Below are 22094 nucleotides of genomic sequence, written 5' to 3'. Positions count from 1 at the left end.
CCACTTTGCCTCTGTCCTATTGTAACTTTATAATAAAAGTTTTAATTTCGTATGGCTTGATCTCAAACGTAAAGGCCTCATTTTCCCTTGCTTCGGAAATGCTTCTTTCCATTAAGTCGCATTCCTGCCACGATTGAATCTGGAAATCACTTGCTACCTCAACGGTTCCTCTTGCACCAGCAAATTCATGCAGGCGGAGGATGAGATGATCATCATTTTCTCCCTTTTTAACTGCATCAACCATGACATTTTGATCAGCAATATGAAACATGGAAACACTTTGAGACTGGCCTTCTCCATAGGTCAATGGATTATTTAGCTCCCAAGCATGCTGTACAGTATTACCTTCGTACCAGCCTCCAGCATGAGGAAGTAAGGAATAAGTAAACAAATGTTCACCTTGGTCAGCCAATACATCAGGGTAAACAGCAGACTTTAACAGTGTAAGTCGAATGACATTATCTTTGATATCATGTCCGTATTTACAATCGTTAAGTAAGCTTACACCATAATCCCGTTCAGAGAGGTCTGCCCACTGATGACCAACCGATTCAAATCGTGCGTAATCCCAGCTTGTGTTCCAATGTGTTGGACGTTTTACATTTCCATATTGAATATCATACGTTGCCTCTGTAGCCCGAATTTCAACAGGGAAAGCAACCTTCAACAGTTGATTTTGGTCATGCCAATCAATCTTTGTTTCAAAATCAATTCGCGGACTTGTAGCATAAAGGACCATTTTCTGATTAATCACTGAGTTTGAATAAGCCCATGTAAACTCGACAACACAACGTACCGGACCATTTTCAATCACTTTAGACTCTTGTAAACTCGTAATCTCTTTCATCTTTTCTTGATAATAAAGATCGATATCCCATGCATCAAATCGCATTGGTTTATCTTCAAAGACCTGAAGCACATTACCACGCGCATTAGGCGCCAAAACATTTCTTCCGTTTTTCTTGTCATAGATTTTCGTTAGCTGGCCATTATCATTCCATGTAATCTCATAATAGTCGGATGAAATACTATTTCCAGACTCATTGAACGGCGAAGCTGTATGGTTTGTCCCCTTTTCATAAAAAATGGAGCTTTTTCCGAATGATGGAACTTCATCCACTTTGACTAGCCATTCTCCATTAGCTGTTTGCTGAGCATCGAGGACCTCACCGGTTTCTTTCTTCCACAATAACTCACCAGTCGTGTTGGTGTTAATTTTAACCGTATCATTTCGCTTCCATGAAGAAGAATTATAAATGGTGTAAGATGGTTGTCCATGATTTTCGGTTAAGGATTGCGAAACTTCCTTCCATGCATTCACTGCCAGCTCATAGGCTTGTCCATATTCCAGCTTACTGTCTTCATAAACCTCGTGAATAGAGGATCCTGGAATGATATCATGGAATTGATTCCGAAGGACAATTTTCCAGCTTTCTCCTAATTGTTGTACAGGATAAGCTGACCAAGAACCCGAAAGTACACTGTTCAAGGTATTAAGCCATTCAGTTTCACGAAGAAGCAGCTCCATTTTGCGGTTCATCCGTTTATTATAGGCCTGAGATGTGTAGGTTCCGCGGTGATACTCAAGATAAAGCTCGCCATCCCATGTATGAACATATTGGTCTGTATTTTCTACCGTCTTATGAAGGCGTCTAAAAAATTCATCGGCTCTGCCTGTCTTAACAGCTGGCAAACCAGGCATCTTATCTAATTTTCTCCTCATTTCCAGCATTTCACGATTAACACCGCCGCCTCCGTCTCCATAACCATAGGAAATTAAAAGCTCCTGGTTTACAGCTTTATCACGATACGCTTCCCAAACTCCTTTTACAGAGCGAGGAGTAATCTGTCCGTTGTATGTATAGAACCAGCGGTCATCCTCAGGAGTGGTGATAAAATGAGTTAAGATCTCCGTTCCATCAATCCCCCTCCATTTAAAGGTATCATGCGGCATGCGATTATATTGACTCCAGCTAATTTTCGTGGTCATAAAAGTCTTAATGCCGGATTTCACTAAAATTTGCGGAAGGGCCCAGCTGTACCCAAAAACATCCGGAAGCCACAAATATTCACATTCTTTTCCAAAGTGTTCCCGGATAAATTTAGTACCGAACAACAATTGACGGACAAGTGATTCGCCTGACGTTAAATTACAGTCCGCTTCCAGCCACATACCACCTTCTGTTTCCCAACGTCCTTCCTGAACCTGTTTTTCAATTTGCTTAAAAATCTCGGGATAATCGTTTTTAATATAATCATATAATTGTGGCTGTGTTTGTAAAAAAACGTAATCCGGGTATTTCTCCATTAAACGGAGAACCGTCGAAAAAGAGCGTGCAGCTTTTTCTCTTGTATGCTTCAGCCTCCATAACCAGGCTACATCGATATGGGTATGTCCAATTGCTGTAACGGTAACGGGATAGTTTTTTGGAAGTTGCTCTATTTCTTCATTTATAACTGCTTGTGCTTGATAAAGGGAATCATAGAAACCCTCTGATCCGGGTTCAGACCAATCGATTATCAAGAACGCCCTGTCTAAAGCCTTTAATAATGCTTGCCTTTCCGGCTGATTTTCCTGCAGATACTCTACAGTTGCGAGCCCTGCCTTTGCGGTGTAATATAGATCATCGACCTTTTCATCCAGGCATGCGATAAAAGCCGTTTTCAACTGATGTTCCTGCAGTGTCGGCTTACCTCCGCCTTCGAGTCCGGACCAAAGTCGGAAGCACATTTCAATGGTGGTGCCGGCTCTTCTGCCATCCAAAAATACTTCCTGATGGTTCATGTCGACACCTTGATAGGGCTCTCCGTTTACATAGAGCAGGGATTCAAATCCTGAATTATTACCACCGCCCGTTTTTCCAAAATCAAACACTCCAACAATTTTTTGCTGTCCCCACTGCTCTGGGATCGGTATGAGCGTTTTCAGCCAAATGTATTTATCTCGACCTTCCCATCGATCCCCTACGTTCATCGTTTCCCATGGTCCACCCTCTGGTGGCCTCTGTCCAATCTTTCCTTCCTCATCTTCTTGAGACTGAAATGATGCCACCGGCAGAATATTTCTATAGCGATAGGAATCTAGTTCTTGTATCCTTCTCTCTAGCTTATCAATAGTCCAAAACATATCAAACACTCCTTTAAATTGTTATTATCCTTTGGAAGCTCCACCTAGACTGAAACCTTGAGACATAAAACGCTGAGAAAACATATATAAAATGACAGCAGGCATCGTATAAATCAGCGAGAACGCTGCAAGTTTTCCGTACTCAATCATTCCAAAATTACCAAAAAACTGAAAAATGGTTACAGATGCGGGAAATTTATCAGGTGTTTGGATTAATATGTATGGGACAAAAAAGTTCCCCCAACTTCCGGAAAAGGTAAAAATCGCGACCGTACAAATTCCAGGAATCATCAATGGTGCAACTACCTTCCTTAGACCACCCCAAACGGATGCACCATCAATCCACGCGGATTCTTCCAATTCCAACGGCACAGAATCCATAAAGTTTTTCATCATCCAAATCGCATACGGCAATCCAGATGCCGTTAAAAACAAAATCGTCCCGATGAGAGAATCCTGCATATTGAGATATAGGAAGAGCTGATACACAGGCACCATGACCGCAGTAATCGGTAAAGCCGTCATAAACAAAATGGTATACATAAATGATTTTTTAAATTTTAGTGCATATCGGGATAGTGGATAAGCTGCCATGATGGCCACCACTACAACCAGCACTGATTGTCCAAAAGATATAAATAACCCGATGCCAAAGGAACGAAGAGTGGCTGGATCAGTCAAGATGGAAGTGAAGTTATTAACCGTAAAAGAACTAGGCATTTTCAAAGCTTGCTGTGCATTAGGATCAAAAGATGCGAACAGGACCCACAAAAGCGGTAGGATAAACAAAAGACCAATAATCGATAAAATAATGTATGGGACAACTTTTTTAACTTTATAGCGGTTCACTTCTAACTCCTCCCTTAAACATTGACCTTCATGGAGCGGATATAAAACAAGCTTGCACAAATTCCGATAAGGAGCAGAATTAAGGATATCGCCGTTCCATAGCCAAGTTGGTAATTTACAAACGCCTGGTTATACATAAAAATAGGAAGAGTTTGTGTTGATGTTCCAGGGCCGCCGCCAGTCATCGCATAAATTAACGTAAACACCCCTAAAGTTTGCAAGGTTACGAGAATCATATTGGTAACAATCGATCCTTTCACCATTGGCAAGACAATACGGAACATGACTTGAAAACGGGAAGCTCCATCTACAACTGCTGCTTCTTCCACACTTTTCGGAACATCATCCAAAGCAGCCTGGAAAACCAGCATCGAAAAAGCCGTTCCATGCCAGATATTAGCGACTATCACACTGACCATTGGGAAGGTATACATCCATGTAACCGGTTTTAATCCAATATGCTCGAGAAGCATATTTAAGGTTCCATTATCACCTAAAAATGCTACCCAACAAAAAGCGACTACAATTTCAGGGGTTACCCAGCCGGCGATGACAATGATGCCTATAATCCGGCGAAATGTTTTGTTTTTCTCCTTCATCAAGACAGCGAGAATAAACCCTAAAACCTGCTGGCCAATGACGGCAGAAAAAAGCAAGAACACAATGGTTTTTACAACACTGATGCGGAAATTCGGATCTTGAAACATGGATAAAAAGTTTTGAAAGCCAATAAACTGAACACTCTTTGCCTCTGAACCAGTTAAAGAAAGATTCGTAAAGGCAAAATAAAAAGTGAGTAAGATAGGTCCAACAAAAAAGACAAGCAATAGGATCCAAGCAGGTAACAAGAAGAGAACCGATTTCAGTAAAGTATGATCCTTTTGGGTTTTCTGCTTGATTGTGACTGTTTGTGATACAACCGTATTTGTATTCATTTCACACCCCGTCCTATTATTTTTAGAAGGAGGTTACCTTTTTGGGGTTCAAAAAGGTAACCTATCGTTCCTTTTCGGTTATTTTTCAATTACATTATCTGAGCCGACAATTTTTGTTACATTTGTTTGATATTGCTTTGCAGCCTGATTTGGCGTAATTTTTTCTGTTACAACATCCTCGACAAGTGTTTGAATTTGAGTCGAAACCGTTGGATATTTATCAACCGCTGGACGGAAATGTGTGAATTTTAAGAAGTCAGTGGCTTCTTTAAACATTGGGATTTCTTGATATGTTTTCTCTTGTGCAACATCATTACGTGGAGTCAAATTTCTTTCTTTCGATAGGAGTGCAAGATTGTGTTCTTTCGATGAAGCGAATTCAATAAATTCCCAAGCTAAATCTTTATGATGTGAATTTTTTGGAATTGAAAGAGCCCAACCACCAGACATCGAGGTGGTTCCAGGAGCTTGCCCATGTTCAGTCGGCATTGCTGCAAATCCTAACTTATCAAAGGCTTCAGGCCAAGGTGCAGCCCCCGTCTCACCCCAGTTGCCTGTCTGCCAGAATCCATCTAATCCAATGGCTAGCTTTCCTTTAGGCATTAATTGCTGATATGCCACGGCACCGCCTGACCCATTTAAAACCTGAGAAAGATTTGGTCCAAGCTTTTCCTTATATACAGTATGGATAAAATTGAATGTATCTGTAAGTCCTTCGCTTTTGACAATCCATTTTTTCGAATCGTTATCATATAGTGGTGTTTCTGTACCATAAAGCAGCATTTCAAATGTTTGCATCGATGTTGCTTCCCCTGTTGCTTTACCTGAGTTCATCCATAATGGTGTCACATCAGGCAATTTTTCTTTAATGGTTCTTGCCGCTTGAAGGATATCATCCCACGACTTAGGTTCCCATGGAACTGGAAGACCTGCTTTTTTAAATAAATCCTTGTTATACCAAAGACCTCTGGAGTCGGTATTATATGGGACCCCATAAATTTTTCCATCTTGAGCAATGACACCTTTTTTAACACTGTCATTATAATTGCTCCAATCACTCCAGTTCTTGATCTTATCATCAAGAGGCTGTAAATACCCTGCACTTGCATCTGAATTGACCATAAAGGTATCCTCTGTGACGATGTCAGGTGCCGTATTTGGAGATTTCAGCATTAAAGCAATTTTGGCGAAATAATCACCTTCTGAAACTACTAGTGGTGCAAGCTGAACATCTACCTTTGGATGTTCCTTTTCAAATTGTGGAATGATATCTTTATTGAGCCAATCTGTAAGACCTTTGTTTGTTCCTCCTCCAGAACGGTATGTAATTTTGATTACTTGTTTATCACTGCTGTTTGAGGATGCACTTTGATTCGAACACGCTGAACTTACTAAAACACTTCCTGTGATAATTGAAACAGCCGCCATTTTCTGCAACATCTTCTTTTTCATAAATCTCTCCCCTTTTACACTTATTCCCACAAAAGAAAACGGTTACAACAGTGATGTAAAAAATAGAATGATACCATTGTTTTGGTACTTCATTCCTCCCTTCACTTAATTTGCTAACTTAATATATCGATAGCATAAATGATATATTTAGTATATGTCAATATACCAAATAAATTTTCTTAAAGTTAGAAAAAAAATAGTAAGATAGCACTACGAAATGAAATAGGATCGCATTATTTTCAAGTTACTATTTTATTATTTTTAATAACCTCTCTAAATATATCTATTTTTAAAAAAAGAATAGGAATACCCGTCAAAAAAATATGATCAGCTCATTGTAAGGATTTGTACTATATGATATATTCAATATATCAAATGTTAGGAATGATGATTTATGGAAACTCCATTATATGAAAAAATTTACCTTAATTTATTAAACCAAATTGAAACTGGTCAATTAAAACCAAGCGATCAGGTTCCTACTGAGAAAGAATTAGCCGACCGATATCAAGTCAGTAGAATCACTTCTAAAAAGGCGCTTGAGAAATTAGTGCAAATCGGGGCAATTGAACGCATTCGTGGCAGAGGTTCCTATGTATCTAAGACACTTCCTGATTTTGGAACAATTAATCCAAAGACGCATTTCGAACAAGGTGATTATCCAAATCGAGAAGTGAATGGGTTAATAGGACTTATCATTCCAGAATTCTTTAAGGATTGCTTTGGAAGGAAACTACTTAGTACGATTGAAAAACGCTGCTCAGAATTGAAATATAATTTAATCATTAAGCTGACTTATGGAAGCCAAGAGGAAGAGGACGAAGCTATTAATACGATGATACAGCAGCAGGTTAAAGGGATTATTATTTTTCCAGTCCATGGCCAGCATTACACCACAAGTTTATTGCGATTGGTTCTGGAAGAATTTCCACTCGTCTTAATTGACAGATATTTAAAAGGAATTCCAGCTTGCGCTGTTTATACTGACAATCATACGGCAGCTCAAAATCTAACAGATTTTCTCTTTACTCAAGGACATGAGCATATAGCCTTTGTTTCACCTCCAGAGGAATATACTTCCTCAATTGAAGAGAGAATTAAAGGGTTTAAGACAGCTTATTTGCAAAAAGGAATTGCCGTAAGTCCAAACTATATCCTGACAGATATGTTCAGTACATTACCGACTTTCAATAGATCTGATGAGTTTTTCGAGGATCAGTTAAAGCTGCGGAATTTCATTGAGGAAAATTCTCATGTAACGGCATTCATTGCTTGTGAGTATGAAATTGCATGTGTCCTAGCACAAGTTCTGAAATCTCTCGGAAAATCCATTCCAAATGATTACGCTATTGCTTGTTTCGACCATCCCGGCTGGTTATATAATGATATGATTTTCACGCATATTAAACAAGATGAAGATGGTATTGCAATAAAAGCAGTAGAATTACTTCTTCAACAAATTCAAGGGGAAACCGTCCCTGTTCAAAATATGGTGGATTACCAGTTAATTAAAGGAAATACATTCTAAATTGATTGGCTCATTCTAAGCATGAAATGGCTGATTTTTGAGAGTGAATGGCTCATTTTTAGCATGAATTGGCCGATTTTTGCCAGTGATTGGCTCATTTTCATGCTTAATTGGATTTTTTACCAATTATACCCAAATAAAAAGGAACAAATCATTGACAAAAGTTAGCAGGATTCATGATTATGTGTTACACTTAATTTACCATTTGATTTACTGTTTACATGTGCCCCACTCAAAAATGAGTGGGGCTCCTTGCTGTAAGGGCAAAGAACAAAAGCGCAAGCGCCTTGAACAGCCCCGACAAGCATAAGACGCTCAGGGAAAGAAGGCGTTCTTTGCCTTCATTCCCTGAGCGCCTTATGACCTCGAGGGGCTAGGCGCTGGAGCTGGACGTCGAAAGTCCTTATATTAACTGTTATCCACAAGCGATAATTTTATAATTTTTTAAACGATAAAAAACAGACTCTGGTAAAGAGCCTGCTTGGATTTGTTTATGTTATTAAGCTTTACGAACGTTAGCTGCTTGAGCTCCACGTTGACCTTGTTCAACATCGAAAGTCACTGCTTGACCTTCTTCTAAAGTTTTGAACCCTTCGCCTTGAATAGCTGAGAAATGAACGAATACGTCTTCTCCACCTTCACGTTCGATGAATCCGAAGCCTTTTTCACTGTTAAACCATTTTACTTTACCATTTTCCATTTTTGTTGCCTCCTAGTGCGTAAACACACATATTGTTACTATCCTTGCTCTCAGTGATCATCAAGACGCAAAGTTCTACTAATACGATCCTTTACACCGAACAAAAATAATTCTAATAAATATTAACATTTTTCACATATATTTGCAAGCAGGCAATGAAGAGAGAACATATTGCTCTTTGGTTGTTCTATTTTAATTACAGTGCCCTGCTAAAGCAAAGCAATTACTAACTAGATTCTATTGATTAGCAAACCAATAGAAAACCCTGCCTTTTTGAAATTAAGGCAGGGAAGTTCAACTAGTTTTTTCAAAAAATTCATTTATTGATTTGCTTTTTTTACCCATTCAGCAACTGTAACCGTACGTTTTGCTTGATGTTTTACAGCAGCTTGAACATCCTCAATCATTTTTCCGTCTTGACCAACCGTCACGCTTGTACCGTATGGGTTACCGCCTGAGCCAAATATAACTGGATCTGTGTATCCAGGAGCAGCGACAATAGCACCCCAATGATACATGGAGGTATAAAGTGATAAAATGGTGGCCTCCTGACCGCCGTGAGAATTTTGTGCAGAAGACATCGCACTTACAACCTTATTGACAAGTTTTCCGTTAAACCAAAGACCGCCAGTTGTATCTAGGAATTGCTTCATTTGTGATGGCATATTGCCAAACCGAGTTGGTACGCTGAAAATAATTGCATCTGCCCATTCTAAATCATTTAATTGAACCTCTGGAACATCTTTTGTTGCGTCTACATGGGCTTTCCAAATTGGATTACCTTCGATCGCTGATTGCGGTGCAAGTTCTGGTACTTTTAAAACCTTAACTTCAGCACCCGCTTCTTTTGCCCCTTCTTCAGCCCATTTTGCTAGTTGGTAGTTGGTTCCACCCATACTATAATACACTACTGCTAATTTTACATTCGTCATTTTCACTGTCCCCTTTTCAGTTAATTTCCAAAAAGTTTGGAAAATAACCCCTTTTTCATACACCAACTATTATGTCTTTCTTTTATCATCTACATTCCTTTTTTTGATAAGTCATTTCAGAATCAAATGGCAGAGACTTTCATCAGATTCCTGCAGCCTTAATTCGGTACTACTTGCCCATTTCCAATCATATTCTTTATAAAAGAATACCCGTAGAGGAGTGTAAAGTTAGGTGAGAAATGTTAAGGTTCGTTTACGCCCCATTGCTAGTAAGGTCAATTTACCCACTGTTGTGAAATCAACTATACTTCCGGGTAACACAACGGAAAGCTTATTTATTGCAACCCAGGTAGGAGAAATCTTTTACATAGGAAACTCGAGATTAAGAACTTTTTTAGACATTCGACCTCAAATAATAAAATTAGGTGGTCCTAGTGGTGGTTATGATGAACGAGGATTGCTCGGGCTAGCGTTTCATCCCGCATTTTATTCAAACGGTCATTTTTATCTTCATTATTCAGTAGCTGGAACACAAGGTCCAGGTGCTTTAACCGAACATTTTAAGCCTAACCCATGTGATCCAAGGACCTTAAACCAAAGTTGGAAAAATAGAGAAACTCAATATGACCATATTGACACAGTTGAAGAATGGATCTTACCCTCGAATGGTCAACCTCAAAAACGGCGGACATTACTTAATTTAAGAAGACCATTTATGAATCATAATGGTGTCAATAGCTTAAACTTTTCACCTGAAACGGGAAAACTTGTTTTAACAACCGGAGATGGTGGATCAGGATATGATCCATTTAATTTAAGTCAGGATTATATGGAAATAGCCGGTAAAATTCTTGAAATTGATGTAGCTAAGAATACTTTTATCAATAATCCACCCGTAGTCTCACGTTTTAATGAACTTCCCGTCCCTATACAGGAAACCCTTTCAGTAATGGCCAATGGGGTTCGTAATATACCAGGCATTTCATTTCAAAGGTTTTATCATCAGTTTATTAAATATGTGGGAAATGTTGGACAGGATCTGGTAGAGTCGATTTTTTCTTTCGTTCACTATAAATCAATACCGGTAACTCAGCTAGTTCAAGCTTCTTTAATGAAAACTGAACCTAATCAAGAAGGTTTTATTAACTTGGGCTGGCGAGGTTGGGAAGGTGCTTTTCCTACTTCAACTATAAAAGGCTGCTCGGCAAATCCGAAACTGGATGAGAAAACAATGGCTTATTTCAATGAAGTAATAGAAACCTCCATAAGGCGTCTTCTGCCTCTAACTAGTTATTTTCATGAAGATCAAAGGCCTAATAAGTTTGGAGGAACTGCACTGACAGGAGTGCAAGCCTATATGGGGAATGCAATCCCTGAATTAACGGGTAGCGTTTTGTTTACCGATCTAGCACGAAAAGGATCTCAATCTCCTGCTAAAGGAGTTTTAGCTTTTTCTAGGATAAGAACAGATGGGAAACTAAATGATTATAGTGTAATTGAAACCGATTATAATTTTGGGTCTCAATCAGCTTATTATGTTAGTTTGGGTACGAATCTTGATCAAACCAAACTATTTTTAGGAGTTTATGGCTCTATGAAAGTGACGGATTTAAATCAAGGTACTGTTTTTGAAATTGTTCCATGAATATAAATACGACAAAGGCTACCTCAAAATTCATATTCTTATAACAAAAGAAAACCTCCTCGTTATATCGGTGGCACCGACATGACAAGGAGGTTACTCCATTTTACTCTTTCTTTCCAATAACTACAGTTGCATCCATTTCTTCATTTCTGGCTATTTTGGCAGTTAGTCCCGCATTAACAAAAATTTCAAAGGTTTGATCAGCCTGCATTTTGCTCGTCTCTACCAATAAATGCCCTCCATGAGCAAGCCATTGAGAAGCCTCATCTGCTACCTTTCGCTGGAGGTCTAATCCGTCCATTCCTCCGTCAAGTGCGACTTTTGGTTCATATAAGCGTGCCTCCTGAGGCAGCAGCCTTATTGCATCAGTAGGAACGTATGGTACATTGGCGACAATTACATTCACACGTCCTCTTAATGAATGGGGTAGTGCTTGATACAAGTCCCCTTGATAAACGTGCCCCCCAATGTTAGATATATTGCGTGAGGCACATTTTAAAGCAATGGGATCAATGTCAACTAAGTGTAATACAATTCTTTTCAAGTCGGTTGCTACTGCAGCACCTACCGCACCTGTCCCACAACATAAATCAACAACTATATCAGAAATGGTGGTCAATGCTACTGCCTGCTGAACCAGAAACTCCGTCCGTTGGCGCGGTACAAAAACTCCCTGTTCTACTTCTATCCGCAGTCCACAAAATTTTGTAAATCCGAGTACGTATTCCAATGGTAAACCACTGGCTCGACTTTCTACCATTTTCATTAAATTTTCGATACTGCCAGCCTCCGAGATAAGTAACTGTGTTTCTTCTTCAGCAAAAACACAACCCTCAATCCGTAGACTGTCGATTATCCTTTTTTCCATTTCAATCTCTATAGAGAAAGTTAAGTTTTGTGCTATTTACCCCACCACTTCCGATTCCTTCATGGTTATTTTTCCCTATACTAAATAAATAAGGATTTACAGGATTTTCAACTTTGTTTTATTACATCCTCAATGTTGTTAGTAGCTTCTTTAGATGGTTGCGATTTTATATGTTCAAGAGCATCAGCAATTCTACGTAACTGCTTAATCATTTCTTCAGATTGTTGGTCGTTCATTTGTTTGCCTCCCTTATTTGGATTACCCTCAAACTTACATTTTCTGTATCAATGACTTACTCGCTCGGAATACAGGGACTTTGCCAGCATGAATTATGAATTCTTCACCCGTTTTAGGGTCGATTCGAGTACGAGCATCACGATGACAAACTTCAAATTTGCCAAACCCAAAAAGCGCAAAAGAATCTCCGCTAACTAGTGTTTGTGTGATAACATCGAATACAGCCTCTACAGCTGATTCTGCATCTTTTTTAGAAATTTCAGATTTCTCTGACACTACATTTACTAATTTTGTTTTGTTCAAAAGTTATACCTCCAATTAGTCAAAAAATAATACGAACATACCCAAAAAGTTGAGACGCCGAACCGGTAAACCCCAAAAATTATTTTTATAAACTTATTCGGTAAATATCGATGATTGTGCGGAGAAGAAATAAGAACAATCGATTATGTGGAAATACTGAGGTATAACAAACATATAAGTTGAAGACATTGGATAAATAATGAAACTTATCTAAAAAAATAATCCATTCATTATTAGTTACTCTTTTAAGGATAGCACACGGTGTCTAATTTATCAAATTTATTATAATATCATTAAATATCAATTTTAGTCAATGTTTTTTTAAAAAAAGCTAATATGATATCAATCTGATAAAATTTGACCTTTCTGCCTTGCTTATCTTTTTTAATTTCCTTTATTCTTCGATTTCGGTACTTAATTCACTTTAACCCCATATGCTTTATGTATGAGGAGTGAAAAATTATGCAAAAGAGTCAGTTTGATATTGAAACACTTAAACTAATTAGAAATAAACTAGATTATATTTACTCCATAGCTAAATGCAATTATAATGACAACCCCGAATTAATGGATACAATTGAAAGTTTAGCTGAGGTAGCAAACATGTTTGCAAATATTAGAATTCAAGAGTTAAACGATCATGTAGAAACCTTGGGTCCTCAAGGATTTATTGTCTCAAGACTTGGCAATGCATACTCTAGAATGAAAAATTATGAGAAACAAAAAGATAGCGATTTTCCTCCTTGGAAGTTATAATAGTTATTTAAGGCAAGCCAGTTCCCGACTGCTTGCCTTATTTATTTGAGAAATTTGATGAACAAGTAATTTAAGCAAAAATGCTGGATATTATTAAGAAGTCCTGCCAAACTTATAATAGATAGCATGTATCAACGACAAAGGGTATAATTTGACCAATTAATTATTGGAAGCTAAAGAAGGTGAAAAAATGAGGGAAAGTCTTTTTACAATTGGGAAAGAAGTTAAAATTAAAGCATCTGGTGAATCAGTTACCATCTCTAAATGTCATTATGTTAAAAACATGAAAAGATACTCTTACATTGTTAAGGAACATCCAAAAACCTTTTTCTTTGAAGAAGAATTAATTGAAGAATAATACTTTTAATTGATAAAAAAAGCCCACCTAATTAATAAAGTCGAGTTCTAGTAACAGTTATAAGTAAATGATGTGATGGTGGGACTGCGTGGGAATCGGACCCACCAGACCTGGCACGCACGTCTCAAGCAGTTTTGAAGACTGAACGTCTTTTTTGACTATCTTCTTAAACGCTTAGAAAAGATTAATCCTCAGAGCAACTAAAAGTACATAGAGTTGATTTAGAAATCTCTAAATCACTCGAATTTTACCAACTCTTCTATTTCGATTACCCTCTTTAGTATTCAGTGCTCTTTGGGATTTAGGACTTGGAAATGAAATGAGGCCAGCTTTAATCAGGGCATATCCGATAAAGGTAGTAAAGATCGTACTTCCAATCAGAAACCAGATGAATCTTCTGCATACATGGCTTAACATATTTTCACCTCTCTAACCTCTCATTGATGATAAATATGATGAAATCATCATTTTTATGTCGTCTTATTCAACTCTGACTACCTTCCTCCTGCCCGAAAATAAATCTTTTTTTATGTCAATAAACTACTTATGTATATTGTCTTTATATCTCTTAATCAACGAAACCCCAGTTCCTCTAAGTACCTTTTTCTACCAATATGTTTTATCATTATTAATACAATAATTTGTTTATATCATTTTCAATGAAAATCACCGGAGGGGAAACATATGTCTATAACAAACAAAACCCGCTATCTTTTTATTACTGCCGTTGCTTTGGGAACGCTGCTAAATCCCTTGAATTCTTCGATGATTGCCGTTGCGCTTTCTCGCATCCAAAATCAATTTTCTCTTTCTTTTACGGATGCATCATGGCTTATCTCCACATATTATCTTGCAAGTGGTATTGGTCAGCCTGTCATGGGAAAGCTCGGCGATGTGTTTGGACTTAAGAAAATATATTTAATCGGTCTCGTTATGATTGCAGCAGCTTCATTTGCAGCTCCCTTTTCGCCAAGTTTTGGCTGGCTAATTGCGATCAGGATCATCCAGGCAATCGGAAGTTCAGCGCTTTTCCCTGCAGGCATGGGAATGATTCGCAAATCAATTACGGAAAATCAAGCACAGGCACTAGGTGTGCTTTCGATTTTTTCATCCGTTTCCGCCGCATTCGGTCCTTCCATTGGTGGATTTCTCACACATTACTGGGATTGGCAAGCGATCTTTTTGGTTAACTTCCCATTCATTTTAGCAGCCTTTTTTCTGGGAATATTTATTCTACCAAAAGATAGAAGGGATAGAAGCCGGAAAGTCACCATTGATTTTTTCGGAATCCTTCTATTTACTCTGTCCATTTTAAGCTTGCTATTGTTTTTGCTGTCATGGGAAAGCGGTGTTAACTGGGTAGAACTATTGGTAAGCCTGGTTTTGATCTTCGTTTTTTATCAATACGAGAGAAAACAATCGCAACCATTTATCAATGTAGGATCACTTAAAGAAAACCTGAATATGAGTCTTGTGTACGTACAGTTTATCCTGGTCAACGTGATTTTCTACTCGATATTCTTTGGAGTTCCACTCTATCTGCAAAACGTTCGCCATTTCGATTCCAAGACTACGGGTCTTGTTATGCTTTCCATTGCCGGCTTTGGCATTATCGTTTCTCCTTTGGCTGGACGCTGGATTGACAATCGTGGTTCAAAACCGGCATTAATCGCAGGGACATCCTGTATGATTGCAGGTTCTTTGCTTCTACTTACCATCCACGTTTCATCGCCGGCGGTATGGATATTCTGTTGTTTATCCGTTCTTGGATTCAGCAACGGCTTCAACAATCTTGGTTTGCAGACAGCACTGTACTCGTTTGTACCTCCTGCCGAAACCGGTACTGCTTCGGGACTTTTTATGACGTCTCGATACATAGGGACCATTTTTTCTTCTAGCTTACTGGGTATTCTATTCGGGAAGCAATTTACAACAAGCCATTTTCATGTAATGGCCATCATCTGTGTGATTATCGGAATCATGATTATGCTGTTGACGATTCGGATGCCCCAAAAACTGAAACAGAATCAATAGCAAAAGGGACACTCGTGTCCCTTTTTTATAATTGATTTCATAGTGACAATGGACATGATGAAAAGGATTATTCTTCAAATCCACTCCCTATATCAATTCTCTTTTTGTTCAATGAGAGTAACCAATTCCTCAATAATATCGTTTAAGCACATCTTACTTGTATCTTTTTTTAGAATTATAGATGTTTTATAAATCAACATTTCTTCTTGTTCATTCACAACAAAAACCCCCAATATATTATTCCATCAGTCTTAACCTAATCCTACTAAGAACTTTTGTTAAAACTTCAAATATATCAAAAAAAGTAGCGTGCCAGTGGAGGTAAAGCTGCTTTTTTGTGCAATCATAGAATATTCCTTAACAAGAAGGGCTCATCTACTTAAGAGTGTTTTTTTCTTTAAAATTATTATTTACTTGGCGCAACAAGTTTACCAATGCTATCTTCAAATCGTTGAGCAATATTTTGATGAATTTCCCTAGTTTGTTTTAAATAGTTGTCTGTGATAGCTTCCCCAGCGTTCCATGCTTCATTTGTATATCTAATAAATGACTCACTATTTTGTTCAACAAGCTTCTCTGATTTCTCCATTAAGTCAAAGGCAGTATTAATTGGAGTTAAAGAAAGCTCCTCTAATTTATTAGCTACTTCACTTACTTGACCTTTTAAAGATTCAGTCACTTCTTGAGTATATTCATTAGAATTGATATCAGTGATTTGGAATAAGCTTTTACGCAAATCGCTATTAATTTTTGTTGCATCCTCAAAAAGACCCTTTAAAGTATTGCGGTATACTTCATTGAACTTTGTTGTTTGCTTTATAGAATTCAAGAAAAGTTCTTGGCCTTGTGCTCTATATTCTCTATTACAAGAAATTGCACCTTCAAATTGATCCCAAAATGTTTCAATTAATGACTCTGAAACATAGCTTGTTTCGTTTTGCAGCTCTACTTCTTGAATCTCAACTTCTGCAACCTCTACTTTTTGAACTTCCTTACTAAGAACTTTTTCTTTTGGTTCCATTACCTTTTGTGCCATCTTTATTCCTCCTCATGTCCTTTTTTAAATATCACTATTTTTTCCTCCTATGAAACGGAGGTATGTAGAGTTTAATAATTTTGGTTATAAATATAATTTACGAAATTACTATATATGTATTTTACACATATAAGTTAAAATTAGTCAATTAGACATACTCAATAAAGTGAGTAAATTTTAATAATTTTATAAAAGCATGGTGGCTTTGAAGATTTTCAAAAACCACCATGCTTTTATATTGCGTCATTGAAATGACAAGTCATTAACATTTATCCCGTTCATTTCTATTAAACTATAAAGTTCTTTTACATAATTCATCCAAAGAATCAGGAATTGGAAACAGTTCTGATAACCTTTTAATTTTTCCATCAACATCTTTAAATACTATGTGATCACGAGTGAATTTACGCGGACTATCAATGCCGCAAGCCGCAGCTAAGGCAAACAAACCTTGACGTACATTAATGATGTAGTTCATGACTCGCCATTTCTTTTCCTCTGGCACAAGTGCTCCTTGATATTTTGGATCGGTGGTCGTTACACCCGTAGGGCATTTACCCGTATGACATTGAAGTGCCATAATACAGCCGTTAGCAATCATAAATCCTCGCGCAGAGTTTACGGCATCTGCACCAATCGCAATGGCAATCGCAATTTTATCGGCTGAAATTAACTTTCCTGAAGCAAAAATTTTCAGCTTTTTTCGTAGACCAAACTGATGGGCCTTATCAACAACCGCAATTAGAGCAGGATATAAAGGAAGCCCCATTGTATCTGCCATTGATTTGTAAGTGGCGCCTGTTCCTCCTTCTCCACCATCAACCGTAATAAAGTCCGGATAAATCCTAAGATTATTCATGGCCTCGAAAAAATCATCCAGGATGGATGGATATCCAACGACAATTTTGATTCCAACAGGTTTTCCACCTTCATCTTGCAGCATTTTGATAAACTGCAAGGTTTCGGGCGCATTATGCAAAAATGGAAAGCGATTTGGGGAATTAATGGTCTTCCCCACTGGAACCTTACGAATATTTGCTACTTTGGTTGTAACCTTCGACCCCTCCAGATGTCCGCCACGGATTTTTGCTCCCTGGCCAAATTTAAGCTCAAATGCTTTTATATTCGGTTCCTCGGCTTTACACTTAAATTCATCAATAGAGAAATTCCCCTCATCATCGCGAAAACCAAATAAACCAGGGCCAATCTGAGCAACCACATCTACACCACTTTCTAAATGCTCTGGTGCAACTCCGCCCTCCCCCGTATTAATCCATGACCCTCCTGCCAGACGGCTGCCATGACCTGTTGAAAGTATATAGTTTTCACCGACTGCTCCGTAAGATGTGGCCGAGGCACCAAATGGACCACGAAGTTTCCATGGAAATTTCCGATTCCCCCCAACGATTATTGTCTCTTCCTCATGGTAAAGCCAACGTGTTGTTTGGTCCTTTTCCAACTTTTCATGACGAGTAAACAATCCTTCATGATCGATTTTATACTTCATTGAGTGGACTTTTTCTTGATTGTCCACCCTTAATTCTTCATTTAATAGGGGAAACAAACCATTCGCAATATAAAACCCAGGCTTATCAAAGTCACGTTTGGAACCAAAGCTTAAAAGATCACTTCGATATTTGGCTGAAAAAACAAGCCCTAAAAAATCGGTTCGTGAAAATGGTTTGCCACTATTGTCATCATCAAACCAATATTGCCTGAATTCCGGACCAATCTTTTCTAATAAGTAGCGCATCCATCCCAAATACGGGTGTGCTCTGATAATCGAATGTTGCGGTTTCTTTGCCAAAATATTTAACCATAAAAGCAAAGTAATCGGTCCCACAATAAACACAATCAATAGAAAGATAAAAATAGCCCATACCATTAAATAATCCCTTCTTTTCTACCTAATATTTAGACAAGTTCTGCGGTTCTGATGAATGTGATTATTTTTTTCCCTACTAATACGTTATTAAAAATTTTCCTTAAGTTGCCTAATTTAACACAAAAGGAGGTATTTTTTATAGTTTAATATTCATAGCAAAAACCCCTTGTTACAAACAAAACTCATTTATAACAAGAGGTAATCAAGTTTTTACCGTCAATTCATTTAATTTTTAATTTAGAAAAACAAATGGTTTGAACCAAGTCAGCCTTACATTCCAAACTTTTGAAGCCTTTTATAAAAAGTACTCCTTGGGATTTCTAGTAGTTTCGCCGCTGCGGTTACATTCCCTTTTGTCTTTTTTAATGCATCCAGCATTAGGTCTTTTTGTATTTTTTCTCGGGCATTTAACTTCTTTTCAGCCTCTTCTTTATTTTCCTGTTCATTTAATGAAGAATTGGATGGATGTCTAATAGTTAAAGATTCAAAGCTATTAACGATAATATTCTGACTTGACTGTTCATCAAGAGACATAATGTGCAGGCGCTCTAAGACGTTTATTAATTCTCTTATGTTCCCTGGCCATTCATAGTCTGTCAATCTATAAGAAAGATCATCCATATTCGGGAGGTTCCATCCATTTCCTTTACAGAAATACCTGACAAGGTGCGGGATATCTTCTTTTCTTCTTCTAAGAGGAGGAACATCAATTGGATAAACATTCAAACGATAATAGAGATCTTCCCGAAAATCCCCATCTTTTACAAGTTTCGTAATATCACGGTGGGTTGCTGTAATAAAACGGACATCCAATGGGATTTCCCTCGTACTCCCAATCGGAGAGACTTTCTTCTCCTGTAGTACACGCAATAAGGCCACCTGCATGGAGTGCGGGATTTCACCTATCTCATCAAGAAATATCGTCCCTTCCTGAGCCTGTTCAAATTTACCTTTATAGCCTTGCCGTCTTGCCCCGGTAAAAGCCCCTTCGACATAGCCAAAAAGCTCACTTTCCATAAGGTCTTTCGGGATTGCTCCACAATTTATTGAAATAAATGGCCCATCTTTTCGGGGGCTGTTGTCATGAATGGCCCGAGCAATCAGCTCTTTTCCTGAACCGGTTTCACCTGAAATAAACACGGTGGCATCTGTTGGAGCTACAAGCTTAACTTTGGCTAATGTATTTTGAAAAACCTCACTCGTTCCACACTCTCCTTTAAAGATAAAGGATTTTGAGTGACTTTTTGCTTGAAAAGATACGTTTTTACGATGAGTAATTCTCTCTGAAAGGAAATAGCAGCTTCCGATGATCCTATTGTTTTCCTTTGAATGGAATGGCATTTCAACATCAATTTGGTATCCGTTATGTAATAGTTCGTACAGGTTCATGCCGATTAATTGAGGGAACTTTTCCCTAAGTGGCTTACTTGCTGATATGATCATTTGTTTTAGATTACATACCAGAAAGGGCTGGCTTTGATAGGTCTCTACCAGGTGGCCTGCTTGCTGGAAAAGTATTATTTCTTCTAAATGGCAACGCTTGCTGATTTCTTTTTCAATGGCATATGAAATCGATGTGACCATTCCAAGCATAAAGGGGTGCGAATAGTTAACAGGGCATGAAACATCAATGACCCCCAATAGGTTTCCATTATCGTGAAAAATAGGTGTGGCGGAACAGCTCCATTGATGGGAAGCGACGGAATAATGTTCTGCCCCATTAATCGTTACCGCTTCTTTTGTCTGTAACGCTGTCCCAATAGCATTTGTACCGACCTCTGCCTCAGTCCAGCGCACTCCTTCAACAAAATTAATTTTTCTTGCATCCGATAAGGTTTGTTGGTTTCCTGTTAAAGATAGAACATATCCATCCGGATCGACCAAAAGTGCCATCATTCCAGAATCTTTAATCGCCTGATCCATCTTTTTTATATAAGGAGAGGCCATTTCGATCAGCAGAGAATTCTTTACTTTTTTGGCATTCAGTTCTTCTTCTGATAATAAATCCAGGCCTTTTTTTAAATAAGGGTTTACCTTTTCTTTTTTACAGCGGTGCCAGGATTCCGAAATTCGTTTGTTCAACCGTGCTGAATCAAGAATTCCTTCTTTAACAAATCGCTTCCAAGCATCAAAATAAAAAGTAGTATTCATAAACCCTCCTGTACCCATAGGAAATATTTTCTACATTTATTTGTGATAGTTACTTGTTGTAAATCTTGCGAAGAAAAAAGGAGTATTAGAAGAAATACGTCAAAACGTGTTGGTTAAACGTACAATTCTAATTATACAAAACTAGGAATGCGCTTTCAATCATACAATTGTCATTATATAGAAAATTCGAAAAAGCTATGCGCATTAAACGCATAGCTTGATAATTTTATAGAATCATTATTAGGAGGGATCTACTAGGATCTTAATTTGGTTCTTGTTTTTAGTTAATGCTTCAAATCCTTCAGAAACGATTTGCTCAATAGATATTTTTTTAGTCACTAATTCCGCTGCTTGGATTTGCCCATTGGCAATAAGTTGAATAACTTGTGGAAAAATGTTGCGATAAGCTATTATACTAGTCATTTTTCTCTCAGTTAAAATAAAATTATTGACTGGGATACTAGCTGGCTTTTCCCATATGCTGATATTCACCACATTACCTTCTGCTTTTGTGGATTCAATCGCGGTATTAATAGTGGCTTCGATTCCAGCTACCTCAAATGCTACATCAACCCCAAGTCCATTTGTATATTCTTTTATAGCTTCAACGGGATTTACTTCGATAGGATCAATGACGATGTGGGCTCCAACTTGTTTAGCAATCTCACGGCGTTCAGCTGAAACCTCTACTGCAATAATTTGACTAGCCCCTGCAGCTTTAGCAGCTTGAATAACTAATAATCCAATTGGTCCCGTACCGATCACGGCAATGGAATCCCCAATCTTCATATCACTTTGGCGAACTGCGTGAACGGCAACAGCTGTTGGTTCAACAAGCGCCGCTTGTTCCCATGACATATGGTCTGGAATTTTATGAACCATCTTTGATGGTACAACGCTGTATTCTGAAAAACCGCCCAAGCCCCCGGATAGACCAATAAAACCTAATTGTTCACAAACATTATAGTGACCCTTTTTGCAAGAGGAACACTTCCCGCAGCTGTAAATCGGTTCTACACACACTCGGTCACCTACTTTAATACCTGTTACAGCTTCCCCAACTGCTGTCACTTCCCCGGCATACTCATGCCCCATAACAATTGGAGCTTTATCCTTAGAAATTGGATGGGGTTCTTCTACTGGAACGAAAATAGGTCCAGCCAAATATTCATGTAAATCCGAACCACAAATGCCACAATAGGATACTTTTATTTTCACCTGATCTTCTTCAATCAAAGGTTCTGGAATTTTTTCGACTCTTATATCTTTTTGGTTATACCAAAGAGCAGCTTTCATAC

Annotated in this window: 20 protein-coding genes; 5 read left to right on the top strand and 15 right to left on the bottom strand. The window is 38.1% G+C overall.

The features are described 5' to 3' along the window. Positions 1-16: 16 nt before the first annotated feature. From JOC76_RS08070 to JOC76_RS08055, 4 genes are all read right to left on the bottom strand, one after another. Positions 17-3127: an alpha-mannosidase gene (locus JOC76_RS08070; protein ID WP_205177088.1), complete on the bottom strand. Its 3111-nt coding sequence runs from the start codon at positions 3125-3127 to the stop codon at positions 17-19. Between the two features lie 24 nt (positions 3128-3151). Further along, the gene (locus tag JOC76_RS08065; protein ID WP_205177087.1) at positions 3152-3976 is read right to left on the bottom strand and encodes a carbohydrate ABC transporter permease; all 825 of its coding nucleotides are present in this window, start codon (positions 3974-3976) and stop codon (positions 3152-3154) included. Positions 3977-3990: 14 nt separating this feature from the next. Further along, positions 3991-4911 carry a carbohydrate ABC transporter permease gene (locus JOC76_RS08060; RefSeq protein ID WP_205177086.1) on the bottom strand — a complete coding sequence of 307 codons (921 nt, stop codon included), beginning with the start codon at positions 4909-4911 and terminating at the stop codon, positions 3991-3993. Positions 4912-4989: 78 nt separating this feature from the next. Next, positions 4990-6363: an ABC transporter substrate-binding protein gene (locus tag JOC76_RS08055; protein WP_239557613.1), complete on the bottom strand. Its 1374-nt coding sequence runs from the start codon at positions 6361-6363 to the stop codon at positions 4990-4992. Between the two features lie 394 nt (positions 6364-6757). On the opposite strand from JOC76_RS08055, the gene JOC76_RS08050 reads away from it, so the two are divergent. Further along, entirely contained in the window at positions 6758-7891 is a 1134-nt protein-coding gene (locus JOC76_RS08050) for a GntR family transcriptional regulator (protein ID WP_205177085.1), read from the top strand. 499 nt (positions 7892-8390) lie between these two features. Here the strand turns inward: JOC76_RS08050 and JOC76_RS08045 are convergent, their stop codons facing one another. Both JOC76_RS08045 and wrbA read right to left on the bottom strand, forming a co-directional pair. Next, the gene (locus tag JOC76_RS08045; protein ID WP_026574136.1) at positions 8391-8591 is read right to left on the bottom strand and encodes a cold-shock protein; all 201 of its coding nucleotides are present in this window, start codon (positions 8589-8591) and stop codon (positions 8391-8393) included. A 320-nt stretch (positions 8592-8911) separates the two neighbouring features. Next, positions 8912-9523 (bottom strand): NAD(P)H:quinone oxidoreductase, encoded by a 612-nt coding sequence (wrbA, locus tag JOC76_RS08040; protein WP_205177084.1) that lies wholly within the window; start codon positions 9521-9523, stop codon positions 8912-8914. A 232-nt stretch (positions 9524-9755) separates the two neighbouring features. Between wrbA and JOC76_RS08035 the strand changes: the two genes are divergently transcribed. After that, complete coding sequence (locus JOC76_RS08035) at positions 9756-11168, top strand: PQQ-dependent sugar dehydrogenase (protein ID WP_205177083.1); 1413 nt, start codon at positions 9756-9758, stop codon at positions 11166-11168. 103 nt (positions 11169-11271) lie between these two features. Here the strand turns inward: JOC76_RS08035 and JOC76_RS08030 are convergent, their stop codons facing one another. The 3 genes from JOC76_RS08030 to JOC76_RS08025 all read right to left on the bottom strand — a co-directional run bounded on the left by JOC76_RS08030 (position 11272) and on the right by JOC76_RS08025 (position 12576). After that, on the bottom strand, positions 11272-12036 hold the full coding sequence (locus JOC76_RS08030) for a putative protein N(5)-glutamine methyltransferase (RefSeq protein ID WP_205177082.1): 765 nt from the start codon (positions 12034-12036) through the stop codon (positions 11272-11274). A gap of 107 nt (positions 12037-12143) precedes the next feature. After that, the gene (locus tag JOC76_RS30425; protein WP_275591341.1) at positions 12144-12272 is read right to left on the bottom strand and encodes a hypothetical protein; all 129 of its coding nucleotides are present in this window, start codon (positions 12270-12272) and stop codon (positions 12144-12146) included. Between the two features lie 34 nt (positions 12273-12306). Continuing rightward, on the bottom strand, positions 12307-12576 hold the full coding sequence (locus tag JOC76_RS08025; RefSeq protein ID WP_205177081.1) for an HU family DNA-binding protein: 270 nt from the start codon (positions 12574-12576) through the stop codon (positions 12307-12309). Between the two features lie 462 nt (positions 12577-13038). Here JOC76_RS08025 and JOC76_RS08020 point away from each other — a divergent pair, with 462 nt between their 5' ends. Then, positions 13039-13332, top strand: a complete 294-nt coding sequence (locus tag JOC76_RS08020) for a hypothetical protein (protein ID WP_205177080.1) — start codon at positions 13039-13041, stop codon at positions 13330-13332. 166 nt (positions 13333-13498) lie between these two features. Continuing rightward, positions 13499-13690, top strand: a complete 192-nt coding sequence (locus JOC76_RS08015; RefSeq protein WP_205177287.1) for a hypothetical protein — start codon at positions 13499-13501, stop codon at positions 13688-13690. 231 nt (positions 13691-13921) lie between these two features. Here the strand turns inward: JOC76_RS08015 and JOC76_RS08010 are convergent, their stop codons facing one another. Continuing rightward, a complete protein-coding gene (locus tag JOC76_RS08010) occupies positions 13922-14107 on the bottom strand; it encodes a hypothetical protein (protein ID WP_205177079.1) in 186 nt (61 codons plus the stop codon). 267 nt (positions 14108-14374) lie between these two features. Here JOC76_RS08010 and JOC76_RS08005 point away from each other — a divergent pair, with 267 nt between their 5' ends. Next, positions 14375-15724 carry an MFS transporter gene (locus JOC76_RS08005; protein ID WP_205177078.1) on the top strand — a complete coding sequence of 450 codons (1350 nt, stop codon included), beginning with the start codon at positions 14375-14377 and terminating at the stop codon, positions 15722-15724. Between the two features lie 92 nt (positions 15725-15816). Here the strand turns inward: JOC76_RS08005 and JOC76_RS30420 are convergent, their stop codons facing one another. The 5 genes from JOC76_RS30420 to JOC76_RS07985 all read right to left on the bottom strand — a co-directional run bounded on the left by JOC76_RS30420 (position 15817) and on the right by JOC76_RS07985 (position 22092). Continuing rightward, positions 15817-15942 carry a hypothetical protein gene (locus tag JOC76_RS30420; protein ID WP_275591340.1) on the bottom strand — a complete coding sequence of 42 codons (126 nt, stop codon included), beginning with the start codon at positions 15940-15942 and terminating at the stop codon, positions 15817-15819. Between the two features lie 188 nt (positions 15943-16130). Continuing rightward, positions 16131-16760 carry a polyhydroxyalkanoic acid inclusion protein PhaP gene (phaP, locus tag JOC76_RS08000; RefSeq protein ID WP_205177077.1) on the bottom strand — a complete coding sequence of 210 codons (630 nt, stop codon included), beginning with the start codon at positions 16758-16760 and terminating at the stop codon, positions 16131-16133. A gap of 292 nt (positions 16761-17052) precedes the next feature. Beyond that, entirely contained in the window at positions 17053-18645 is a 1593-nt protein-coding gene (locus tag JOC76_RS07995) for an FMN-binding glutamate synthase family protein (protein ID WP_205177076.1), read from the bottom strand. 270 nt (positions 18646-18915) lie between these two features. Next, on the bottom strand, positions 18916-20796 hold the full coding sequence (locus tag JOC76_RS07990; protein WP_205177075.1) for a sigma-54-dependent Fis family transcriptional regulator: 1881 nt from the start codon (positions 20794-20796) through the stop codon (positions 18916-18918). A 240-nt stretch (positions 20797-21036) separates the two neighbouring features. Beyond that, the gene (locus JOC76_RS07985) at positions 21037-22092 is read right to left on the bottom strand and encodes a 2,3-butanediol dehydrogenase (RefSeq protein WP_205177074.1); all 1056 of its coding nucleotides are present in this window, start codon (positions 22090-22092) and stop codon (positions 21037-21039) included. Positions 22093-22094: the final 2 nt, after the last annotated feature.

The organism is Neobacillus cucumis (genome assembly GCF_016908975.1).
Classification (GTDB): domain Bacteria; phylum Bacillota; class Bacilli; order Bacillales; family Cytobacillaceae; genus Neobacillus; species Neobacillus cucumis.
Note: the sequence above shows the minus strand (reverse complement) of the source record. Positions and strands in the feature narration are given on the sequence as shown.

What these genes read in the sequence shown, in the direction of transcription:
- JOC76_RS08070 (WP_205177088.1), bottom strand. Translation starts at nt 3,127, where the DNA reads ATGTTTTGGACTATTGATAAGCTAGAGAGAAGGATACAAGAACTAGAT.
- JOC76_RS08060 (WP_205177086.1), bottom strand. Translation starts at nt 4,911, where the DNA reads ATGAATACAAATACGGTTGTATCACAAACAGTCACAATCAAGCAGAAA.
- JOC76_RS08055 (WP_239557613.1), bottom strand. Translation starts at nt 6,363, where the DNA reads ATGAAAAAGAAGATGTTGCAGAAAATGGCGGCTGTTTCAATTATCACA.
- JOC76_RS08050 (WP_205177085.1), top strand. Translation starts at nt 6,758, where the DNA reads ATGGAAACTCCATTATATGAAAAAATTTACCTTAATTTATTAAACCAA.
- JOC76_RS08045 (WP_026574136.1), bottom strand. Translation starts at nt 8,591, where the DNA reads ATGGAAAATGGTAAAGTAAAATGGTTTAACAGTGAAAAAGGCTTCGGA.
- wrbA (WP_205177084.1), bottom strand. Translation starts at nt 9,523, where the DNA reads ATGACGAATGTAAAATTAGCAGTAGTGTATTATAGTATGGGTGGAACC.
- JOC76_RS08030 (WP_205177082.1), bottom strand. Translation starts at nt 12,036, where the DNA reads ATGGAAAAAAGGATAATCGACAGTCTACGGATTGAGGGTTGTGTTTTT.
- JOC76_RS30425 (WP_275591341.1), bottom strand. Translation starts at nt 12,272, where the DNA reads ATGAACGACCAACAATCTGAAGAAATGATTAAGCAGTTACGTAGAATT.
- JOC76_RS08020 (WP_205177080.1), top strand. Translation starts at nt 13,039, where the DNA reads ATGCAAAAGAGTCAGTTTGATATTGAAACACTTAAACTAATTAGAAAT.
- JOC76_RS08010 (WP_205177079.1), bottom strand. Translation starts at nt 14,107, where the DNA reads ATGTTAAGCCATGTATGCAGAAGATTCATCTGGTTTCTGATTGGAAGT.
- JOC76_RS08005 (WP_205177078.1), top strand. Translation starts at nt 14,375, where the DNA reads ATGTCTATAACAAACAAAACCCGCTATCTTTTTATTACTGCCGTTGCT.
- phaP (WP_205177077.1), bottom strand. Translation starts at nt 16,760, where the DNA reads ATGGCACAAAAGGTAATGGAACCAAAAGAAAAAGTTCTTAGTAAGGAA.
- JOC76_RS07995 (WP_205177076.1), bottom strand. Translation starts at nt 18,645, where the DNA reads ATGGTATGGGCTATTTTTATCTTTCTATTGATTGTGTTTATTGTGGGA.
- JOC76_RS07990 (WP_205177075.1), bottom strand. Translation starts at nt 20,796, where the DNA reads ATGAATACTACTTTTTATTTTGATGCTTGGAAGCGATTTGTTAAAGAA.
- JOC76_RS07985 (WP_205177074.1), bottom strand. Translation starts at nt 22,092, where the DNA reads ATGAAAGCTGCTCTTTGGTATAACCAAAAAGATATAAGAGTCGAAAAA.